We start from the raw sequence: 19,537 nt of genomic DNA, 5'->3' as shown, positions 1-19,537 counted from the left end.
GCGCCTTGCCAGTGGGTACGGGCAGCGCCAGAATGCCGTTATCTGCCCCGCCTGATGTAAGGAAGCCCGATGCCTGATCCTGTTGCTGCCAGCTTGCGTCTAGCGCCTGAAGCGCTGACCCGTCCGTTTTCCGCTGAACAGTTCAGCTTCTCTACCACCAATGATCTGGAGCCCTTCCGCGGTGTGCTTGGCCAGGAACGTGCGGTCGAAGCCTTGCAGTTCGGTGTGGCCATGCCACGCCCCGGTTACAACGTATTTGTCATGGGCGAGCCCGGCACCGGCCGGTTTTCGTTCGTCAAACGCTACCTCAAGGCCGAAGGCAAACGCCTGCAGACCCCGGCCGATTGGGTCTACGTCAATAATTTCGATGAACCGCGCGAGCCTCGCGCCCTGGAGTTGCCGTCGGGTACCGCTGGCGCCTTTATCGGTGACATCAATGGCTTGATCGACAACCTGCTGGCGACCTTTCCGGCAGTATTCGAGCACCCGTCTTACCAGCAGAAGAAGAGCGCCATCGATCGCGCCTTCAACCAGCGTTATGACCGTGCGCTGGATGTGATCGAGCGTCTGGCGCTGGAGAAAGACGTCGCGCTCTACCGCGACAGCAGCAATATTGCCTTCACCCCGATGAGCGAAGGCAAGGCCCTGGATGAGGCGGAATTCGCCCAGTTGCCGGAAGCCGAGCGCGAGCGCTTTCATGATGACATTTCCGGGCTCGAAGAGCGGTTGAACGAAGAGCTCGCCAGCCTGCCGCAATGGAAGCGCGAATCGAGCAATCAGCTGCGCCAGCTCAACGAAGAAACCATCACCCTGGCCTTGCAGCCATTGCTGGCGCCGCTGTCGGAAAAGTACGCGGAAAACGCAGGCGTTTGCGGTTATTTGCAAGCGATGCAGGTGTACCTGCTTAAAACGGTGGTCGAGCAACTGGTGGACGACAGCAAGACCGACGCCATCGCCCGCAAATTGCTTGAGGAGCAATACGCCCCGAGCCTGGTGGTCGGGCATCCGCACAGCGGCGGTGCGCCGGTGGTGTTCGAGCCGCACCCGACCTACGACAACCTGTTCGGCCGCATCGAATACAGCACCGATCAGGGCGCGCTCTATACCACCTATCGGCAGCTGCGACCGGGTGCTTTGCACCGGGCCAACGGCGGTTTCCTGATCCTCGAAGCGGAAAAAATGCTCAGCGAGCCATTCGTGTGGGATGCGCTCAAGCGTGCCTTGCAATCGCGCAAGCTGAAAATGGAATCGCCACTGGGTGAGCTGGGCCGTCTGGCCACCGTGACGCTGACGCCGCAACACATTCCGTTGCAGGTCAAAGTCGTGATCATCGGCGCCCGGCAGCTCTACTACACGCTGCAAGACCTCGATCCGGACTTCCAGGAGATGTTCCGCGTCCTGGTGGATTTCGACGAAGACATTCCGATGGTCGACGAAAGCCTGGAGCAGTTCGCCCAGCTACTCAAAACCCGTACCTCGGAAGAAGGCATGGCGCCGCTGACCGCCGATGCGGTGGCGCGCCTGGCGACTTACAGCGCACGTCTGGCCGAGCATCAGGGACGCTTGTCGGCGCGGATCGGCGATCTGTTCCAACTGGTCAGCGAGGCAGATTTCATTCGCCACCTGGCGGGTGACGAGATGACTGACGCCGGGCACATCGAGCGTGCGCTCAAGGCCAAGGCCACCCGTACCGGGCGCGTTTCGGCGCGGATTCTCGATGACATGCTGGCCGGGATCATTCTGATCGACACCGATGGCGCGGCGGTCGGCAAGTGCAACGGGCTGACGGTCCTGGAAGTCGGCGATTCGGCCTTCGGGATACCGGCGCGGATTTCCGCCACGGTGTATCCGGGCGGCAGCGGCATCGTCGACATCGAGCGCGAGGTCAACCTCGGCCAGCCGATTCACTCCAAAGGCGTGATGATCCTCACCGGGTACCTAGGCAGCCGCTATGCCCAGGAATTCCCGTTGGCGATTTCCGCAAGCATCGCCCTGGAGCAGTCCTACGGTTATGTCGACGGTGACAGCGCATCGTTGGGCGAGGCCTGCACGCTGATCTCGGCTTTGTCGAAAACTCCACTCAAGCAGTGCTTTGCGATTACCGGTTCGATCAACCAATTCGGTGAAGTGCAGGCGGTAGGCGGGGTCAACGAGAAGATCGAAGGCTTCTTCCGGCTCTGCGAGGCTCGCGGCCTGACGGGCGAGCAGGGAGCGATCATTCCTCAGGCCAACGTCGCCACGCTGATGCTTGACGAGAAGGTGCTGGCGGCGGTGCGCGCGGGGCAGTTCCATGTCTACGCGGTGCGCCAGGCCGACGAAGCCCTGAGCCTGCTGGTCGGCGAGCCGGCCGGTACGCCGGATGAGAATGGCGACTTTCCCGAGGGCAGCGTCAACGCGCGGGTGGTGGAACGCTTGCGGGTGATCGCGGAAATGGTCAGCGACGAAGACCTCAAGGAGGCCGAAAAGGAGTTGGCGCAGGAAGCATTGCTGGAAGTCAAACCGGCCTGATGTGAAGCAAAAGATCACAGCCTTCCGCAGTTCCTACAGGGAAACGCGTTCGGCGTAGGAGCTGCCGCAGGCTGCGATCTTTTCAGCGAAATGCGATCCTCAAAGGATTAGCATTTCGTCACATCTCTGGCGTCAATATTTGCACGGCGACCACTCGGCGCCTTCTGGCTACGGGCCGCGTGCGAGCTGAACTTTTCTTCTATTCTCTGCTCAAGGATATCGACAGTTATCACTGGATCGAGACAGCCTTCCCGTGGAGGCTGAATACCGGATCTACCGAGGGTCGCCGCCATGTCGCGCAACCTCTGCCTCACCCGTCAATGCCTGGGCCTTGTGACCCGTATCGAATGTGCTATCCGCCCGCTGGCGGGAGATACGGGCATGTGGACCTTGCTTTTTGCCGCCGGAATGGCCGGCGAGCAACCTTCAGCCATCAAGGCTCAAGGCCCGTTCCGTGGGCCGGTCGTGGCTGAATCGATCCTCGACACCATCGTCGAAAGTCTGACTCTGCATGGCTACGAGCTGGCCGATGACCCGCAAATCTGGTGCCTGCACCTGCAAGCCCAGTTGCGAGAGATCAACGGTGGCCGTTTCCACAACCTTGCCGGTCCCGGGTTTCGACCTGAAGGCTGATCCAGGCTATTGATCCAGGTTACCTGGCTCGGTCTTGTCGAGTTTGACCTCGAAACCGTATTGCACGGTGGTGAGGTTGGTTCGCTGATAAGTTTCCAGACGTGTGGGCTGGCCGTAGAAGTAATGCACTGCGAATAACCCCGGGCCTTGCGCGTTCGCGTCGTGACTGACCGAAAGAATCTCCTTCAGATAGTTGCCACTGTCGTCCTTGGCGAAAAAGCGCCAGTCCTGGTCGGGGAACAGCTTCAGATCGACCACCAACTCATTCCCTTTGAGCGCCAGGCCCTTGGGCAGTTGGTGGGCGTCGTAGGTTTGCTTGTCGACAGTCGCCAGGAACAGCGGCATGGAGCCCACCGCGTAGGCCGGAGTTTCTGCAAACAGATTCAGGTCGTAGGTGATGCTGCCGCGTAGCGGGTCGACCTGATACGCCTCCGGTGGCAGCTCGATCGGCCCGTCGCGCCGGCCATTGCTGTCTTGGGTAAAGAACGTCACGGGACTTTCGCCGGGATTGAACGAGGTGCCGAGCAGTTCGTCATTGAAACTTCTGGGGTGATCGAAATCGATGCGCGCGGCGCTCGGATCATCGACCGACTGGCTGATACTGATGCTTTTTTTCAGTTGGCTCTCGTCCAGCGTCGCACCCTTGAGCCAGGTCGCGGCCTGGTCGTCGTATACCACTACGGGCAAGGCCAGTGGCTGGATGGTTTTTTCCGTCGTGTGCGGGTCGAAGCGGCGTACTGGCAGGTCCAGGTTCTTGCGGGTCACCGTGACCGCCGAGAAATCCAGCAGGCTGACTTCGAGCGTGTCGATCGGTCCGTTGAAGTACACCTTGGCGTACCGTCGGGTTTGTTGTTTTTCAAAGGCACGCTGGTCGTCCTCGAGCTGCTTTTCGAACGCTTCGCTCCAGGCTTTCTGCTGTTGCATTTGCGTCAGTTGTTTTTGATAGAACGCAATTTGCGCGGCGGTTTCATTGATCGCGCCCGAGCGCGAGAGGAATTGCCCGGTGGTGTCCCTGGCCTGAACGATCAGCGGGTTGGGCGGTGTATCGCGAACCTCGGGGGCCGGTGGTGCGCTGTTACTGAATTCGATTTCGGCATGGTTTTTTTCAAGCTTCAGCAGCGTGACACTGAGGTTGTCATTGGTGCGCGTCTGGCCGACGTCCTTTTTTGTCAGGTCGAAGCTGTAGATTCGGCGTGGGGCGATGACCTCCACCTTGCCTTGCAGGCTCACCGGTTGTGGCAGGTGCTTCTTGTCCACATCCAGGCCTTCAATGAAGGGGTAGGTCACCGTCAAATCATCGGGGTTGGTCAGGTTGGAGCTCGACGGGCTCAGCTGAATGCCGGGATCGGTTTCCGACCATTCCGGCTGAAACGCGATGACGCGCTTGTTGCTGAGGGTCACCGATTGCCATTCCAGGTCGTGAGGGAAAAGGAATGCGCCAGGGGTGTTGAAGTGGAGGGGGAATACCGGTTGCAGATCGGTCAGGTAATCCGAGCTGGACTCCTTGTGCAGCACGAACAGCCCGTTGATGTAAGTGTCGACCAGCGCCTGGGGCGTGGGGTAGTGCTTGAATACGGCGAGGGCATCTTCGCCGTATTCGGTGACCACCGGTTTACTGTCGAGCTTGAGTTGCGCACGCTCGAGCAGCAGCAGTGAACCGCCAAGTTCGGTCACGACGTCCTTGAGTTTCGGATCCTTGATCGCCTCCAGAGACTTTTCGAACTGCGCGGTCTTTTCTTCGAGGCTGACCTGGCGTTTCTCATCGCTGGGTGAACAACCACCGAGCAGCAATGCGAGGCAAAGTCCGGCACTCGTTAAAGGCAATCGCACATCCATTTCCAGTTTTCCTGTCCGATGTCGCTGACCTGTCATTGATCTGGACACTAGCAGAAAAACTTTGTCACACACACGCAGGTTGCGGATTTTCCGGCGGTTTCTGGGTGTAACAGGCGGCTGTTATACTCGCCGCCATTTCCAGCCCCTTGTGTGAGATTCAATGGAACGCTTTATCGAAAATACAATGTATGCCTCCCGCTGGTTACTGGCGCCGATCTATTTCGGTTTGTCGCTGGGCTTGCTGGCGTTGGCGCTGAAATTCTTCCAGGAGGTCATCCACGTCATCCCTAACGTGTTCTCGATGGCCGAGTCGGATCTGATTCTGGTGCTGCTGTCGCTGATCGACATGGCGCTGGTGGGCGGCTTGCTGGTGATGGTGATGATCTCCGGTTACGAAAACTTCGTTTCCGAACTGGACATCGACGACAGCAAGGAGAAGCTCAACTGGTTGGGCACCATGGATTCGTCTTCGTTGAAGATGAAGGTCGCGGCTTCCATCGTGGCGATTTCGTCGATCCACCTGCTGCGGATCTTCATGGACGCCAAGAACGTCGATCCCGAGCATTTGCAGTGGTACGTGATCATCCACATGACCTTCGTGGTGTCGGCGTTTGCCATGGGTTATCTGGACAAGTTGACCAAGCACTGATCAGCCCTTATTGCTTTACCACACCGCCCGTCTGTTGCGAAACAGACGGGCGGTGTCGTTTGTGGCTTGTACTTTGGCGCGTCGAGGCATATCCCTGTAAGAACCCTGGCTCTCCACTGCGTGAGGTGCGCTCATGAACCTGCAAGAGTTGAATGCGTATGCCATCGCCGGAAAGATCGATGAGCTGAACCTGATCTCGATGGAAGGCGTGTTCTACGTGCTGGAGGCTCGGATGCACGGCGTGGCGCATCGAGTGCTCGATGCCCACGGCGAGACATTGCGGCTGCGCTCGGTCGAGCATGCGCGTGAAGTGCTTCACGCCTGTCCCAAGTCATTCAACGTTGTATATACCCCGGCTCATGATGAAATGTGCGGTGCCAGCGCCGAGGAAAGCCCGCAAGTCCCGAGCACCTTCCGGTCTGTGTAACAGGGCTGAACCGCTCATCAACGTGGCTGCATCTGTGCTAGTCTGCTCGCCCTTTTGATTCCGGGCGCTCCGGGATGCGCTGTGCACGCACGGCAAGTTCCAGGGCCGTCCGCACAGCGGAGCAGTGTCATGTCCGAAGTAAATCTGTCCACCGACGAAACCCGCGTCAGCTACGGCATTGGCCGTCAGTTGGGCGACCAGCTGCGTGACAATCCGCCACCGGGCGTGAGCCTGGACGCGATCCTGGCGGGTCTGACCGACGCGTTCGCCGGCAAGCCAAGCCGTGTGGGTCAGGAAGAAATGTCCGCCAGCTTCAAGGTGATCCGCGAGATCATGCAAGCCGAAGCGGCTGCCAAGGCTGAAGCTGCTGCTGGCGAAGGTCTGGCTTTCCTGGCTGAAAACGCCAAGCGTGAAGGCATCACTACTCTGGCTTCGGGCCTGCAATTCGAAGTGCTGACTCAAGGTGAAGGCGCCAAGCCAACCCGTGAAGATCAAGTGCGCACTCACTACCACGGCACTCTGATCGACGGCACTGTGTTCGACAGCTCCTACGAGCGCGGCCAGCCTGCAGAATTCCCGGTAGGCGGCGTTATCGCTGGCTGGACCGAAGCCCTGCAACTGATGAATGCCGGCAGCAAATGGCGTCTGTACGTGCCGAGCGAACTGGCTTACGGCGCTCAAGGCGTTGGCAGCATTCCGCCGCACAGCGTACTGGTATTCGACGTCGAACTGCTCGACGTTCTGTAATCCCGGTGTTGGAGCTGGCCCGCTCCTGCAGGGCCAGCTCCGGCATTTTTACAAATGATCTTCATACCTCGAACTTGGTATTCAGGTCATGACTCGGGCGCAACGCCCGGGCATAGCAAAACAGAAACAGATTGCGCACCAGTTCCTTGAGTACCACCGGCTCACTGGAACTCAGGCCGTTGACGTCCAGATCACCCTGATCCTGTAGCTCGTTCAAGGCTTCTTCTTCAAGCACCGCACAGACTTCCCCGGTTTCCCGATGCAGGATTCTGAGGTAGGGATGTGGGCGGTCCAGCCAGGCATCGATCAAATAAGTCATGGGTCTCATCTCCATTGAATGGGGTTCAATGAGAATAATTCCTATTCATTAAATAGCAAGGGCCTATTGGCGGTTTGCGTTTTTTATCGGGTAAGGATTGCGTAAGGTCAAAACGGCTGGCGTTTGGCTATTGCGAGGACATGCTGGGTGGCGCGGGGAAGGGCGAAGCACCATCCCACGCCAGGCGCGGGATGGAGTACCAAAGGCTCAGACTTTTCTGACGAACTCGGATTTGAGTTTCATCGGGCCGATGCCGTCGATCTTGCAGTCGATGTCGTGGTCGCCATCGCACAGACGGATGTTCTTGACCTTGGTGCCGACCTTGACCACCAGGGAAGTGCCTTTGACCTTGAGGTCCTTGATCACGGTGATGGTATCGCCGTCCTGCAGGACGTTGCCGACCGAGTCCTTTTTCACGGTATCGTCGGACGCTACTTCGGCTTCGCCGTTGGCGGACCACTCATGGGCGCACTCCGGACAGATCAGCTGTGCGCCGTCTTCGTAGGTGTATTCGGAATTGCATTTCGGGCAGGGTGGCAACGTGCTCACTAAAGCTCCTTGGATTCAGGATGGCTAAAAAGCGCACATTATATAGGGATTTATCGCAGGAGGGAGCGAACAACAAAAGATCGCAGCCTTCGCCAGCTCCTTGGTGTACCCATGTGGAGCTGCCGAAGGCTGCGATCTTTTGATTTTGCTGTGAGTATCAGTGCGTGCGAGCGACCGCAAACTCACTCAATTCCACCAGCGCATCGCGGTATTCGCTGGCGGGCAGGGCGTCGAGGCACTTGATCGCACGGGCCACGTAGTCGCGGGCCAGTTGCGCGGTGTAATCCAGCGAGCCGGAAGCTTCGACCGCTTCGCGAATGCTTTCCAGGTCTTCGATGCCACCTTTCTGGATCGCCTGACGAACCAGTGCAGCTTGCTCCGGAGTGCCTTCGCGCATGGTGTAGATCAGCGGCAGCGTCGGCTTGCCCTCGGCCAGATCGTCACCGACGTTCTTGCCCAGTGTCTCGGCATCGCCACGGTAGTCCAGCAGGTCGTCGACCAGTTGGAAGGCCACGCCCAGGTGATCACCAAAGGTGCGTAGCGCTTCGCTCTGTTCCAGCGAGGCGCCGGCCAGTGCTGCGGCGCTGTGGGTCGAAGCCTCGAAGAGCATCGCGGTTTTGCCGCGAATGACTTCCATGTAGGTTTCTTCGGTGGTGCTGGCGTCGCGGACCTTCGACAGCTGCAACACTTCGCCTTCAGCGATGATGCGCGTGGCTTGCGAAAGGATCTTCATTACCGGCATGGAGCCCAGTTCGACCATCATTTCGAAAGAACGCGAATACAGGAAGTCGCCCACCAGCACGCTCGGCGCGTTGCCCCACATGGCATTGGCGGTCGAACGGCCACGGCGCATGCCGGACATGTCGACGACGTCGTCGTGCAGCAGGGTGGCGGTGTGCAGGAACTCGATGGTCGCGGCCAGCAGGCGCAGGTCATCGCCTTCGCGGCCCAGTGCCTTGCCGCACAGCAGCACGAGCAAGGGACGCAGGCGTTTACCGCCAGCCGAGGTAATGTAGTCGCCGATTTTCGATACCAGCGGCACTCGGGAAGTCAGCTGCTTCTTGATGATGCCGTCGACGGCGTTAAAATCGTCCGCCACCGCGCGGTAGAAAGCTTGGGGTTGCATCAGCGACAGTTGCTCCAGAAGGGTTGCGCGGCATGCTAGGACCCACGTCCGGGCCTGTCAAGGCGCGATGGACGGCCACTTGCAACGCCAGAGTAGCTTGCGTACAATCGCGCACCCTGAACTTCCTGGGCAGCACCTGCCTTACGCAATTGCAAACTGGCCTTCCAGCCTTATGCAGCCATGCCAGCCAATACCTCTTCTTATAAAGAGCTGGGTGAGCAGGATTATCGGAGAAATACCATGTCTTATGCAGTAATCGTTACTGGTGGCAAGCAGTACAAAGTTGCTCCAGGTGAATACCTGAAGATCGAAAAACTGGAAATCGCTACCGGCGAATCCGTAACTTTTGATCGCGTTCTGTTGGTTGCCAATGGCGACGACGTGAATATCGGCGCTCCAGTTGTTCCTGGCGCTACCGTTGTGGCTGAAGTGATCTCCCAAGGTCGTCACGATAAAGTCCGCATCATCAAGTTCCGTCGCCGTAAGCATCACATGAAGCGTATGGGCCACCGCCAGTGGTACACCGAGATCAAAATCACCGGTATTCAGGCTTAATCAGCCTAATTCCTCACTAGGAGAATTGAACTCATGGCACACAAAAAAGCTGGTGGTAGTACCCGTAACGGTCGCGACTCAGAAGCCAAACGCCTTGGCGTGAAGATGTATGGCGGCCAGGTCATCAAGGCCGGTAACATCATCGTGCGTCAGCGCGGCACCCAATTCCACGCTGGCTACGGCGTTGGCATGGGTAAAGATCACACCCTCTTCGCGAAAATCGAAGGCGTGATCAAGTTTGAAGTAAAAGGCGCCTTCGGTCGTCGTTACGTGAGCGTCGTCGCAGCTTAATTGCGCGATCGCTGGAAAAGCCCTGTCTTGCGACGGGGCTTTTTCGTTTGTGGGGTGAGTCTCTTGCAAAGCTGTTTGTGATGGGCTCCAGCGCTGTATTGGCGGTCGTTGATTGAGGTCGCTGCGCTCATTTTTGCAAGAGTCTTATGTCTTGGTTGTTTTTCGGCTCGTCCGTATGGCGAGAGGCGTTTTGTTATGAAGTTTGTTGATGAAGTATCGATTCGAGTAAAGGCCGGCGACGGTGGCAACGGTTGCATGAGTTTCCGTCGAGAAAAATTCATTGAAAACGGCGGCCCGAACGGCGGCGACGGTGGTGATGGCGGTTCCATCTACATGATGGCCGACGAAAACCTGAACACCCTGGTCGACTACCGTTACACCCGGCACTTCGATGCCGAGCGCGGTTCCAACGGTGGCAGCACCGACTGCACCGGCAAAAAAGGTGAGGATCTGATTCTGCGGGTGCCGGTCGGTACCACAGTGATTGACTCTGCCACCCAGGAAGTCATCGGCGACCTGACCAAGGCCGGCCAGAAGCTGATGGTGGTTCAGGGTGGCTGGCACGGTCTGGGTAACACTCGTTTCAAATCCAGTACCAACCGCGCGCCGCGCCAGACCACGCCGGGCAAGCCGGGTGAGCAGCGCGACCTGAAACTGGAAATGAAGGTGTTGGCGGACGTCGGTCTGCTCGGTTTGCCGAACGCCGGCAAAAGTACCTTCATTCGCTCGGTGTCGGCCGCCAAGCCGAAAGTCGCCGACTACCCGTTCACCACGTTGGTGCCGAACCTGGGTGTGGTCAGTGTCGATCGCTGGAAGAGCTTCGTGGTCGCGGATATTCCGGGCCTGATCGAAGGTGCTTCCGACGGCGCGGGCCTGGGGATTCGCTTCCTCAAGCACTTGTCGCGTACGCGTCTGCTGCTGCACCTCGTCGACATGGCGCCGCTGGATGACACCAGTGCGCCGGATGCCGCTGAAGTGATCGTCAGCGAGCTGACCAAGTTCAGTCCGTCCCTGGCCGAGCGTGATCGCTGGCTGGTGCTGAATAAGTGCGACCAGATCCTTGAAGAAGAGCACGATGCTCGCGTCAAGGAAATCGTTGATCGTCTGGAGTGGACCGGTCCGGTCTATGTGATCTCGGCGATCGCCAAGCAGGGCACCGAGCGTCTTTGTCACGACATCATGCGTTACCTGGAAGATCGCGCCGATCGCCTGGCTAACGACCCCGCCTACAAGGAAGAGCTGGCTGAGCTCGATCAGCGCATCGAAGATGAAGCTCGCGCTCAGTTGCAGGCGCTGGACGATCAGCGTGCTCTGCGCCGCAGCGGCGTGAAGTCGGTCCATGATATCGGTGACGACGATTGGGACGAAGAAGATGTGGATGACGAAGACGGTCCGGAAATCATTTACGTGCGTGACTGATTCGTTGCGATAAACTTAAGCGCCGCTCACTGGAGCGGCGTTTTAGTATCTGGAAATCGACTGTTGGTCACGAAGAACCACGAATAACGTCACGGGCAGTGCCAGGTCGCGCTGCCCTCAAGCTAAGGTTGAAGATGATGCGGAGCAAGGTGACAGGTGCGCAGCGTTGGGTCGTGAAGATCGGCAGCGCTTTGCTGACGGCGGACGGCAAGGGCCTGGATCGCGCAGCAATGGGTGTCTGGGTCGAGCAGATGGTTGCCCTGCATCAGGCGGGCGTTGAGCTGGTGCTGGTGTCCTCCGGGGCGGTGGCGGCGGGCATGAGCCGTCTGGGCTGGACCTCACGACCCAGTGCGATGCACGAGTTGCAGGCGGCTGCCGCCATTGGTCAGATGGGGCTGGTGCAGGCCTGGGAGTCGAGCTTCGCCGAACATGGTCGGCATACCGCCCAGATTCTCCTGACTCACGACGACTTGTCCGACCGCAAGCGCTACCTGAACGCTCGCAGTACTCTGCGCGCGCTGGTCGAGTTGAAAGTGATCCCGGTGATCAACGAGAACGACACGGTGGTCACTGACGAAATCCGTTTCGGCGACAACGACACGTTGGCGGCGCTGGTGGCGAATCTGGTCGAGGCCGATTTGCTGGTGATCCTCACCGATCGCGATGGCATGTTCGATGCTGATCCACGCAACAATCCCGACGCCAAGCTGATTTACGAGGCGCGGGCCGATGATCCGGCGCTCGATGCGGTAGCTGGTGGCACTGGCGGTGCGCTGGGGCGTGGCGGCATGCAGACCAAATTGCGCGCTGCGCGTCTGGCGGCGCGCTCCGGTGCGCACACCATTATCGTTGGTGGGCGTATTGAGCGAGTGCTGGATCGCCTCAAGGCTGGCGAGCGTATCGGCACTTTGCTGTCGCCTGAGCGCGGCATGCTGGCGGCCCGCAAACAGTGGCTGGCCGGGCATCTGCAAACTCGCGGCACGCTGGTGCTGGACGCGGGTGCGGTGACTGCGCTGTCTCAGGGCAACAAAAGTTTGCTGCCGGTAGGTGTAAAGCTGGTCCAGGGCAGCTTCCGTCGCGGCGAAATGGTGGTCTGTGTGGCGCCGGACGGTCGTGAAATCGCCCGTGGCCTGGCTAACTACAGTGCCCTGGAAGCACAAAAAATCATCGGTCAGTCGTCTGAGGCGATTGTCGGTCTGTTAGGTTACATGGCGGAGCCGGAACTGGTTCACCGCGATAACCTGATTCTGGTCTGAAGGAATACCTGAATGCGTGTGGCAAAAGGATTGTTGGGCTTGTTGTTGGCGATGCCGTTGCTGGCCTCGGCCGAGGAAATAGGCCAAGTGTCGACGGTGTTCAAATTCGTCGGCCCGAACGACCGTATCGTTGTCGAGGCGTTTGATGATCCGAAAGTGGAGGGAGTGACCTGCTACCTGTCGCGCGCCAAGACGGGTGGCGTGAAAGGTGGTCTTGGATTGGCCGAGGATCGCGCTGAGGCGTCTATTGCATGTCGCCAGGTCGGGCCGATCAACTTCAAGGGTGAGCTCAAGGATGGCGAGGAGGTGTTCAAGGAGCGCACTTCGCTGGTATTCAAGACTATGCAGGTGGTGCGATTCCTCGACAAGAAGCGTAATACGCTGGTGTATCTGGTCTACAGCGATCGCTTGATCGAGGGCAGTCCGCAGAATGCGGTGACAGCGATTCCGATTCTGCCGTGGACGCACGCTCAGTAATCGGGCACAGATCCAATGTGGGAGCGGGCAGGCTCGCTCCCACATTTTTTTGCGTATCACCTGCTAAATCGCAGGCAATAAAAAACCGACCCTGAGGTCGGTTTTTTAACGAGCGCGTCGCTTAGGCAGCAGCGGCAACGTTCAGGGCCTTGACGTGGCCATTCAGACGGCTCTTATGGCGAGCAGCTTTGTTCTTGTGGATGATGCCTTTATCGGCCATACGGTCGATAACTGGCACGGCCAGAACGTAAGCAGCTTGAGCTTTAGCAGCGTCTTTTGCGTCGATGGCTTTAACTACATTCTTGATGTAGGTACGAACCATGGAACGCAGGCTGGCGTTGTGGCTGCGACGCTTCTCAGCCTGTTTTGCACGTTTTTTGGCGGAAGGTGTGTTGGCCACCGTCGAGCTCCTCGAAAGACTTTTTAGGAAATAGCAAACAAAATAGGCCGCGAATCATGCCGATGAGTTGATGTCTTGTCAAGGGCGGAAGAGACGTTCCGCTAAGTGGCCGGTTCCGGCCCCATGAAAACTACTGCGCTCGGCAATACAGCGTTGAAAGCAGACTCGAAATACTCATTGACTAAAGTCAACTCCGCTTTCTCGCCTGCTTTCGCCTTGTCTTGCCTTCGCTCGCTACGTTTTCAAGGGGACGGTGCGCTGGATATTTCTTTCCGGCGCGCGACCTGTAAACTCGCGAGCTTTGGCTCTGTGCTGTTGCGGCGCGGAGTATCGCATAAGTGGGCGCGTTGTTCGCCTGCTGTTTATCGACAGGCACAAACTCTTTCAATGAATCTGCTCAAATCGTTGGCCGCTGTCAGCTCTATCACGATGCTTTCCCGGGTGTTGGGGTTTGTTCGTGACACTCTAATCGCCCGTGCGTTTGGTGCCGGAATGGCGACTGACGCCTTCTTTATCGCCTTCAAACTGCCCAATCTGCTGCGGCGGATCTTCGCTGAAGGGGCATTTTCCCAGGCCTTTGTGCCGATTCTTGCCGAATACAAAAGCCAGAAGGGCGAGGAGGCGACGCGAACCTTCATTGCCTACGTCTCAGGCCTGCTGACACTGGTACTGGCGCTGGTCACTGCGTTGGGTATGTTCGCCGCCCCTTGGGTCATCTGGGCCACGGCACCGGGATTCGTCGATTCTCCGGAAAAATTCCAGCTGACAACCGATCTGCTGCGGGTCACTTTCCCTTATATATTGCTGATCTCCCTGTCGTCGCTGGCCGGGGCGATCCTCAACACCTGGAACCGCTTCTCGGTGCCGGCCTTCGTGCCGACCCTGCTCAATGTCAGCATGATCATCTTTGCGGTATTCCTGACACCGTACTTCGATCCGCCGGTGATGGCGCTGGGCTGGGCCGTTCTGGTGGGTGGGCTGGCGCAGCTGCTCTATCAACTGCCGCACCTGAAAAAAATCGGCATGCTGGTACTGCCGCGTTTGAACCTGCGCGATAGCGGTGTCTGGCGGGTCATGAAACAGATGCTGCCCGCGATCATCGGCGTTTCGGTGAGTCAGATTTCGCTGATCATCAATACTATTTTTGCCTCGTTTCTGGTGGCCGGCTCCGTGTCATGGATGTATTACGCCGACCGCCTGATGGAATTGCCATCCGGCGTGCTGGGTGTGGCGTTGGGCACGATTTTGTTGCCGACGCTGGCCAAGACCTATGCCAGCCAGGATCGCCACGAATACTCGCGAATCCTCGATTGGGGGCTGCGCCTGTGCTTCATGCTGGTGTTGCCGTGTTCCCTGGCGCTGGGGATTCTGTCTGAACCACTGACGGCTTCGCTGTTCCAGTACGGCCAGTTCAGTGCTTTCGATGCGGCCATGACCCAGCGCGCGCTGATCGCTTATTCTGTCGGCTTGCTGGGGATTATCGTGATTAAAGTGCTGGCGCCGGGCTTCTATGCGCAACAAAACATCCGCACGCCGGTGAAAATCGCGATTTTCACCCTGGTCGTCACTCAGCTGTTCAACCTGGTGCTGATCGGTCCGCTGGCGCACGCTGGCCTGGCCCTGGCCATCAGCGCGGGTGCCTGCATCAACGCCGGTTTGCTGTTTTATCAACTGCGCAAGCAGCAGATGTATCAGCCGCAACCGGGCTGGGCGAAGTTCGGGCTCAAATTGCTGGTGGCGGTAGCGGTGATGTCAGCAGTATTGCTGGGTGCGATGCACTTTATGCCGGCCTGGGGGCAGGGGCCTATGCTCGAGCGGCTGCTGCGTCTGGGTGTATTGGTAACCGCAGGCGTCGTGGCGTATTTCGGCATGTTGCTGTTGATGGGCTTCCGTTTGCGCGACTTCAATCGCAAGGCCTTGAGCTGAAGACGTTATCTCGATAATCATGGGCGAGCCGGCAATTTTGTCGGCTCGATTACTTTGGGTTACGGTGTTACCTGTCGTCGGCCGCCGGGTGTGGTTATAATCGACCACTTTATGAGCAAGAAGCGCGTTATGCAGCTGGTTCGAGGCCTCCACAACCTGCGCCCCCAGCATCGGGGCTGTGTCGCCACTATTGGCAACTTTGACGGTGTTCACCGTGGCCACCAGGCTATCCTGGTCCGGCTGCGAGAGCGTGCGCTCGAGTTGGGCGTGCCCAGCTGCGTGGTGATTTTCGAGCCGCAGCCGCGGGAGTTCTTCGCTCCGGACACCGCTCCGGCCCGTCTGGCCCGCCTGCGGGACAAACTGCAGCTGCTGGCCGAAGAGGGTGTAGACCGGGTGTTGTGCCTGGCTTTCAACCATCGCCTGAGCAAACTCAGCGCCAGGGCGTTCGTCGATACCATTCTGGTGGACGGCCTCGGCGTGCAGCATCTGGAAGTCGGTGACGATTTCCGGTTTGGCTGCGATCGGCTGGGGGATTTCGACTACTTGCAACAGGCCGGCGTCCTTCAGGGCTTTACCGTCGAAGCGGCGCAGACCGTCGAGCTGGACGGCATTCGTGTCAGCAGCACTCAGGTCCGCAATGCCCTGGCCGCCGCCGATTTCGCCTTGGCCGAGCAACTGCTCGGTCGCCCGTACCGGATTGCCGGTCGGGTCCTGCATGGCCAGAAGCTGGCGCGCCAGTTGGGTACGCCCACGGCCAACGTGCAACTCAAACGTCGTCGTGTGCCGTTGAGCGGGGTTTACCTGGTCAGCGTCGACATCGATGGCAAGACCTGGCCAGGCGTCGCCAATATTGGTGTGCGGCCAACGGTCGAAGGGGATGGCAAAGCCCACCTCGAAGTGCACCTTTTAGATTTTGCCGGCGATCTGTATGACCGGCGTTTGACAGTGGTTTTCCACCACAAGCTGCGTGAAGAGCAGCGTTTCGCCTCTCTGGAGGCGCTTAAGACGGCGATCAATGCGGATATCGCCGCCGCCCGTGCCCTGTCGCACCTAGCGCCAATCGCTAATGAAGAGCCTTAAATGACCGACTATAAAGCCACGCTAAACCTTCCGGACACCGCCTTCCCAATGAAGGCCGGCCTGCCTCAGCGCGAACCGCAGATTCTGCAGCGCTGGGACAGCATTGGCCTGTACGGTAAGTTGCGCGAGATTGGCAAGGATCGTCCGAAGTTCGTACTGCACGACGGTCCTCCGTACGCCAACGGCACGATTCACATCGGTCATGCGCTGAATAAGATTCTCAAGGACATGATCATCCGCTCGAAAACCCTGTCGGGTTTCGACGCACCTTATGTTCCGGGCTGGGACTGCCACGGTCTGCCGATCGAGCACAAAGTCGAAGTGACCCATGGCAAGAACCTGGGCGCCGACAAGACCCGCGAACTGTGCCGTGCCTACGCCACCGAGCAGATCGAAGGCCAGAAGTCCGAATTTATCCGTCTGGGCGTGTTGGGCGACTTCGCCAACCCGTACAAGACCATGGACTTCAAAAACGAGGCCGGTGAAATCCGCGCCCTGGCGGAAATCGTCAAGGGTGGCTTCGTGTTCAAGGGCCTGAAGCCTGTGAACTGGTGCTTTGACTGCGGTTCGGCCCTGGCTGAAGCGGAAGTCGAGTACGAAAACAAAAAGTCCGCGACCATCGACGTGGCCTTCCCGATCGCCGACGAAGCCAAACTGGCTGCCGCGTTTGGTCTGCCATCGCTGGCCAAGCCTGCTTCGATCGTGATCTGGACCACCACCCCGTGGACCATCCCGGCCAACCAGGCGCTGAACGTTCACCCGGAGTTCAACTACGCACTGGTCGACGTCGGCGACAAGCTGCTGGTACTGGCTGAAGAGCTGGTCGAATCCTGCCTGGCCCGCTACAGCCTGGAAGGTTCGGTGATCGCCACCACCACCGGTAAAGCGCTGGAACTGATCAACTTCCGTCACCCGTTCTACGATCGCCTGTCGCCGGTTTACCTGGCCGACTACGTTGAGCTGGGCGCGGGCACCGGCGTGGTTCACTCCTCGCCAGCCTACGGCGTAGACGACTTCGTGACCTGCAAGAAGTACGGCATGGTCAACGACGACATCATCAATCCGGTACAAAGCAACGGCGTGTATGTGCCATCGCTGGAGTTCTTCGGCGGCCAGTTCATCTGGAAGGCCAACCCGGCCATCGTCGACAAACTGACCGAAGTCGGCGCGCTGCTGCACACCACCACCATCGAACACAGCTACATGCACTGCTGGCGTCACAAGACCCCGCTGATCTACCGCGCCACCGCGCAGTGGTTCATCGGCATGGACAAAGAGCCTGCAGCGGGCGACACCCTGCGCAAACGCGCAATCAAAGCCATCGAAGACACCAAATTCGTCCCGGCCTGGGGCCAGGCGCGCCTGCACTCGATGATCGCCAACCGTCCGGACTGGTGCATCTCCCGTCAGCGCAACTGGGGCGTGCCAATCCCGTTCTTCCTGAACAAGGAAAGCGGCGAACTGCACCCACGCACCGTCGAACTGATGGAAATCGTCGCCCAGCGCGTCGAAGTCGAAGGCATCGAAGCCTGGTTCAAGATGGACGCCGCCGAGCTGCTCGGTGAAGAAGCACCGCTGTATGACAAGATCAGCGACACCCTGGACGTCTGGTTTGACTCGGGCACCACGCACTGGCACGTCCTGCGCGGTTCGCACCCGATGGGTCACGAGACCGGTCCACGTGCCGACCTGTATCTGGAAGGCTCGGACCAGCACCGCGGCTGGTTCCACTCATCGTTGTTGACCGGTTGCGCCATCGACGACCACGCACCGTACCGCGAACTGCTGACCCACGGTTTTACCGTCGACGAATCCGGTCGCAAAATGTCCAAGTCCCTGGGCAACGTGATCGCGCCGCAGAAAGTCAACGACACCCTGGGCGCCGACATCATGCGTCTGTGGGTAGCGTCTACCGACTATTCGGGTGAGATGGCGGTTTCCGAGCAGATCCTGCAACGCAGTGCGGACGCCTACCGGCGCATCCGTAACACCGCGCGCTTCCTGCTTTCCAACCTGACCGGTTTCAACCCGGCCACCGACCTCCTGCCGGCCGAAGAAATGCTCGCCCTGGACCGTTGGGCCGTGGATCGCACGCTGTTGCTGCAACGCGAGCTGCAGGAACACTACGGCGAATACCGTTTCTGGAACGTTTACTCCAAGATCCACAACTTCTGCGTGCAGGAGTTGGGCGGTTTCTACCTGGACATCATCAAGGACCGTCAGTACACCACTGGCGCTGACAGCAAGGCCCGTCGTTCGTGCCAGACCGCGCTGTTCCACATCAGTGAAGCGCTGGTGCGCTGGATCGCGCCGATCCTGGCGTTCACCGCCGACGAGCTGTGGCAATACCTGCCGGGCGAGCGTAACGAGTCTGTGATGCTCAACACCTGGTACGAAGGCCTGAGCGAACTGCCGGAAGGCTTCGAGCTGGATCGCGCTTACTGGGACCGGATCATGGCGGTCAAGGTTGCGGTCAACAAGGAAATGGAAATCCAGCGTGCAGCCAAGGCCGTCGGTGGCAACCTGCAAGCCGAAGTGACGCTGTTCGCCGAAGACGCGCTGAGCGCCGACCTGGCCAAGCTGAGCAACGAACTGCGTTTCGTGCTGATCACTTCGACCGCCAGTGTTGCGCCATTGGTGCAGGCACCGGCCGATGCCGTGGTCACCGAAGTCAGCGGCCTGAAGCTCAAGATCGTCAAGTCGGCTCACGCCAAGTGCGCCCGTTGCTGGCACTGCCGTGAAGACGTCGGCGTGAACCCTGAGCATCCGGAAATCTGCGGTCGTTGCGTCGACAACATCAGCGGCGCGGGCGAGGTTCGTCACTATGCCTAATGCGGCTGGCCGTTTCGGACGGCTGAGCTGGCTCTGGTTGAGTTTGCTGGTCCTGGTCATTGACCAGGCCAGCAAGTTCTACTTCGAAGGCAAGCTCGAGATGTACCAGCAAATCGTGGTGATCCCCGATTTGTTCAGCTGGACCCTGGCCTACAACACCGGGGCGGCGTTCAGCTTCCTGGCTGACAGCTCCGGCTGGCAGCGCTGGTTGTTTGCCTTGATCGCGGTGGTGGTCAGTGCGGTGCTGGTGATCTGGCTCAAGCGCCTGGGGCGCAACGACACCTGGCTGGCGATTGCGCTGGCCCTGGTGCTGGGTGGCGCGCTGGGCAATCTGTACGACCGCATTGCCTTGGGCCATGTGATCGATTTCATTCTGGTGCACTGGCAGAACCGCTGGTATTTCCCGGCGTTCAACTTTGCTGACAGCGCCATTTCTGTCGGTGCCGTAATGCTCGCGCTGGATATGTTCAAAAGTAAGAAGACCGGAGAAACCGTTCATGACTGAAC

The 19,537-nt window shown here is 59.0% G+C and carries 19 protein-coding genes; 14 read left to right on the top strand and 5 right to left on the bottom strand.

All coding sequences use genetic code 11. The features are described from left to right. Positions 1-69: 69 nt before the first annotated feature. Together AC1D2Q_RS19700 and AC1D2Q_RS19695 are read left to right on the top strand one after the other, a co-directional pair. Positions 70-2,508: a Lon protease family protein gene (locus tag AC1D2Q_RS19700; RefSeq protein WP_477814254.1), complete on the top strand. Its 2,439-nt coding sequence runs from the start codon at positions 70-72 to the stop codon at positions 2,506-2,508. A gap of 291 nt (positions 2,509-2,799) precedes the next feature. Next, positions 2,800-3,141, top strand: a complete 342-nt coding sequence (locus tag AC1D2Q_RS19695) for a PA4575 family protein (protein WP_019581273.1) — start codon at positions 2,800-2,802, stop codon at positions 3,139-3,141. 6 nt (positions 3,142-3,147) lie between these two features. Here the strand turns inward: AC1D2Q_RS19695 and AC1D2Q_RS19690 are convergent, their stop codons facing one another. Next, positions 3,148-4,977: a hypothetical protein gene (locus tag AC1D2Q_RS19690; protein ID WP_477814253.1), complete on the bottom strand. Its 1,830-nt coding sequence runs from the start codon at positions 4,975-4,977 to the stop codon at positions 3,148-3,150. Between the two features lie 160 nt (positions 4,978-5,137). On the opposite strand from AC1D2Q_RS19690, the gene AC1D2Q_RS19685 reads away from it, so the two are divergent. The 3 genes from AC1D2Q_RS19685 to AC1D2Q_RS19675 all read left to right on the top strand — a co-directional run bounded on the left by AC1D2Q_RS19685 (position 5,138) and on the right by AC1D2Q_RS19675 (position 6,800). Then, positions 5,138-5,626 (top strand): TIGR00645 family protein, encoded by a 489-nt coding sequence (locus tag AC1D2Q_RS19685; protein ID WP_007938436.1) that lies wholly within the window; start codon positions 5,138-5,140, stop codon positions 5,624-5,626. A gap of 133 nt (positions 5,627-5,759) precedes the next feature. Then, positions 5,760-6,053, top strand: a complete 294-nt coding sequence (locus AC1D2Q_RS19680) for a DUF6482 family protein (protein ID WP_477814252.1) — start codon at positions 5,760-5,762, stop codon at positions 6,051-6,053. 129 nt (positions 6,054-6,182) lie between these two features. Continuing rightward, on the top strand, positions 6,183-6,800 hold the full coding sequence (locus tag AC1D2Q_RS19675; protein ID WP_007938433.1) for an FKBP-type peptidyl-prolyl cis-trans isomerase: 618 nt from the start codon (positions 6,183-6,185) through the stop codon (positions 6,798-6,800). Positions 6,801-6,861: 61 nt separating this feature from the next. Here the strand turns inward: AC1D2Q_RS19675 and AC1D2Q_RS19670 are convergent, their stop codons facing one another. The 3 genes from AC1D2Q_RS19670 to AC1D2Q_RS19660 form a co-directional block, all read right to left on the bottom strand. Next, complete coding sequence (locus tag AC1D2Q_RS19670; RefSeq protein WP_018925879.1) at positions 6,862-7,119, bottom strand: PA4570 family protein; 258 nt, start codon at positions 7,117-7,119, stop codon at positions 6,862-6,864. A gap of 207 nt (positions 7,120-7,326) precedes the next feature. Then, positions 7,327-7,668, bottom strand: coding sequence for a zinc ribbon domain-containing protein YjdM (locus AC1D2Q_RS19665; RefSeq protein ID WP_007938431.1), 342 nt, complete (start codon positions 7,666-7,668; stop codon positions 7,327-7,329). 157 nt (positions 7,669-7,825) lie between these two features. Next, positions 7,826-8,794, bottom strand: a complete 969-nt coding sequence (locus AC1D2Q_RS19660; RefSeq protein WP_019581270.1) for a polyprenyl synthetase family protein — start codon at positions 8,792-8,794, stop codon at positions 7,826-7,828. 240 nt (positions 8,795-9,034) lie between these two features. Between AC1D2Q_RS19660 and rplU the strand changes: the two genes are divergently transcribed. The 5 genes from rplU to AC1D2Q_RS19635 all read left to right on the top strand — a co-directional run bounded on the left by rplU (position 9,035) and on the right by AC1D2Q_RS19635 (position 12,792). Continuing rightward, on the top strand, positions 9,035-9,349 hold the full coding sequence (gene rplU, locus AC1D2Q_RS19655) for a 50S ribosomal protein L21 (RefSeq protein ID WP_007901869.1): 315 nt from the start codon (positions 9,035-9,037) through the stop codon (positions 9,347-9,349). Positions 9,350-9,382: 33 nt separating this feature from the next. Further along, positions 9,383-9,640: a 50S ribosomal protein L27 gene (gene rpmA / locus AC1D2Q_RS19650; RefSeq protein ID WP_003228360.1), complete on the top strand. Its 258-nt coding sequence runs from the start codon at positions 9,383-9,385 to the stop codon at positions 9,638-9,640. A 195-nt stretch (positions 9,641-9,835) separates the two neighbouring features. After that, the gene (cgtA, locus tag AC1D2Q_RS19645; protein ID WP_018925882.1) at positions 9,836-11,059 is read left to right on the top strand and encodes an Obg family GTPase CgtA; all 1,224 of its coding nucleotides are present in this window, start codon (positions 9,836-9,838) and stop codon (positions 11,057-11,059) included. Between the two features lie 137 nt (positions 11,060-11,196). Beyond that, the gene (proB, locus tag AC1D2Q_RS19640) at positions 11,197-12,315 is read left to right on the top strand and encodes a glutamate 5-kinase (protein ID WP_477814314.1); all 1,119 of its coding nucleotides are present in this window, start codon (positions 11,197-11,199) and stop codon (positions 12,313-12,315) included. Between the two features lie 12 nt (positions 12,316-12,327). Continuing rightward, complete coding sequence (locus tag AC1D2Q_RS19635) at positions 12,328-12,792, top strand: CreA family protein (RefSeq protein WP_007938427.1); 465 nt, start codon at positions 12,328-12,330, stop codon at positions 12,790-12,792. A gap of 121 nt (positions 12,793-12,913) precedes the next feature. On the opposite strand, the gene rpsT is transcribed toward AC1D2Q_RS19635, so the two are convergent. Then, positions 12,914-13,192, bottom strand: coding sequence for a 30S ribosomal protein S20 (rpsT, locus tag AC1D2Q_RS19630; RefSeq protein WP_007901883.1), 279 nt, complete (start codon positions 13,190-13,192; stop codon positions 12,914-12,916). Between the two features lie 387 nt (positions 13,193-13,579). Between rpsT and murJ the strand changes: the two genes are divergently transcribed. The 4 genes from murJ to lspA all read left to right on the top strand — a co-directional run bounded on the left by murJ (position 13,580) and on the right by lspA (position 19,535). Then, positions 13,580-15,118, top strand: coding sequence for a murein biosynthesis integral membrane protein MurJ (gene murJ, locus AC1D2Q_RS19625; protein ID WP_477814251.1), 1,539 nt, complete (start codon positions 13,580-13,582; stop codon positions 15,116-15,118). Positions 15,119-15,247: 129 nt separating this feature from the next. Further along, positions 15,248-16,198, top strand: coding sequence for a bifunctional riboflavin kinase/FAD synthetase (gene ribF / locus AC1D2Q_RS19620; protein ID WP_305410191.1), 951 nt, complete (start codon positions 15,248-15,250; stop codon positions 16,196-16,198). After that, positions 16,199-19,030, top strand: a complete 2,832-nt coding sequence (gene ileS, locus AC1D2Q_RS19615) for an isoleucine--tRNA ligase (RefSeq protein WP_019581267.1) — start codon at positions 16,199-16,201, stop codon at positions 19,028-19,030. Next, the gene (lspA, locus tag AC1D2Q_RS19610; RefSeq protein WP_019581266.1) at positions 19,023-19,535 is read left to right on the top strand and encodes a signal peptidase II; all 513 of its coding nucleotides are present in this window, start codon (positions 19,023-19,025) and stop codon (positions 19,533-19,535) included. The genes ileS and lspA overlap by 8 nt, the downstream gene beginning before the upstream one ends. Positions 19,536-19,537: the final 2 nt, after the last annotated feature.

This window comes from Pseudomonas sp. P1_A1 (assembly GCF_056406935.1).
The sequence above is the reverse complement of the archived record's forward strand: the minus strand, read 5'-3'. Positions and strand labels throughout refer to the sequence as shown.

What these genes read in the sequence shown, in the direction of transcription:
- AC1D2Q_RS19700 (WP_477814254.1), top strand. Translation starts at nt 70, where the DNA reads ATGCCTGATCCTGTTGCTGCCAGCTTGCGTCTAGCGCCTGAAGCGCTG.
- AC1D2Q_RS19695 (WP_019581273.1), top strand. Translation starts at nt 2,800, where the DNA reads ATGTCGCGCAACCTCTGCCTCACCCGTCAATGCCTGGGCCTTGTGACC.
- AC1D2Q_RS19690 (WP_477814253.1), bottom strand. Translation starts at nt 4,977, where the DNA reads ATGGATGTGCGATTGCCTTTAACGAGTGCCGGACTTTGCCTCGCATTG.
- AC1D2Q_RS19685 (WP_007938436.1), top strand. Translation starts at nt 5,138, where the DNA reads ATGGAACGCTTTATCGAAAATACAATGTATGCCTCCCGCTGGTTACTG.
- AC1D2Q_RS19680 (WP_477814252.1), top strand. Translation starts at nt 5,760, where the DNA reads ATGAACCTGCAAGAGTTGAATGCGTATGCCATCGCCGGAAAGATCGAT.
- AC1D2Q_RS19675 (WP_007938433.1), top strand. Translation starts at nt 6,183, where the DNA reads ATGTCCGAAGTAAATCTGTCCACCGACGAAACCCGCGTCAGCTACGGC.
- AC1D2Q_RS19670 (WP_018925879.1), bottom strand. Translation starts at nt 7,119, where the DNA reads ATGACTTATTTGATCGATGCCTGGCTGGACCGCCCACATCCCTACCTC.
- AC1D2Q_RS19660 (WP_019581270.1), bottom strand. Translation starts at nt 8,794, where the DNA reads ATGCAACCCCAAGCTTTCTACCGCGCGGTGGCGGACGATTTTAACGCC.
- rplU (WP_007901869.1), top strand. Translation starts at nt 9,035, where the DNA reads ATGTCTTATGCAGTAATCGTTACTGGTGGCAAGCAGTACAAAGTTGCT.
- rpmA (WP_003228360.1), top strand. Translation starts at nt 9,383, where the DNA reads ATGGCACACAAAAAAGCTGGTGGTAGTACCCGTAACGGTCGCGACTCA.
- cgtA (WP_018925882.1), top strand. Translation starts at nt 9,836, where the DNA reads ATGAAGTTTGTTGATGAAGTATCGATTCGAGTAAAGGCCGGCGACGGT.
- proB (WP_477814314.1), top strand. Translation starts at nt 11,197, where the DNA reads ATGCGGAGCAAGGTGACAGGTGCGCAGCGTTGGGTCGTGAAGATCGGC.
- AC1D2Q_RS19635 (WP_007938427.1), top strand. Translation starts at nt 12,328, where the DNA reads ATGCGTGTGGCAAAAGGATTGTTGGGCTTGTTGTTGGCGATGCCGTTG.
- murJ (WP_477814251.1), top strand. Translation starts at nt 13,580, where the DNA reads ATGAATCTGCTCAAATCGTTGGCCGCTGTCAGCTCTATCACGATGCTT.
- ribF (WP_305410191.1), top strand. Translation starts at nt 15,248, where the DNA reads ATGCAGCTGGTTCGAGGCCTCCACAACCTGCGCCCCCAGCATCGGGGC.
- ileS (WP_019581267.1), top strand. Translation starts at nt 16,199, where the DNA reads ATGACCGACTATAAAGCCACGCTAAACCTTCCGGACACCGCCTTCCCA.
- lspA (WP_019581266.1), top strand. Translation starts at nt 19,023, where the DNA reads ATGCCTAATGCGGCTGGCCGTTTCGGACGGCTGAGCTGGCTCTGGTTG.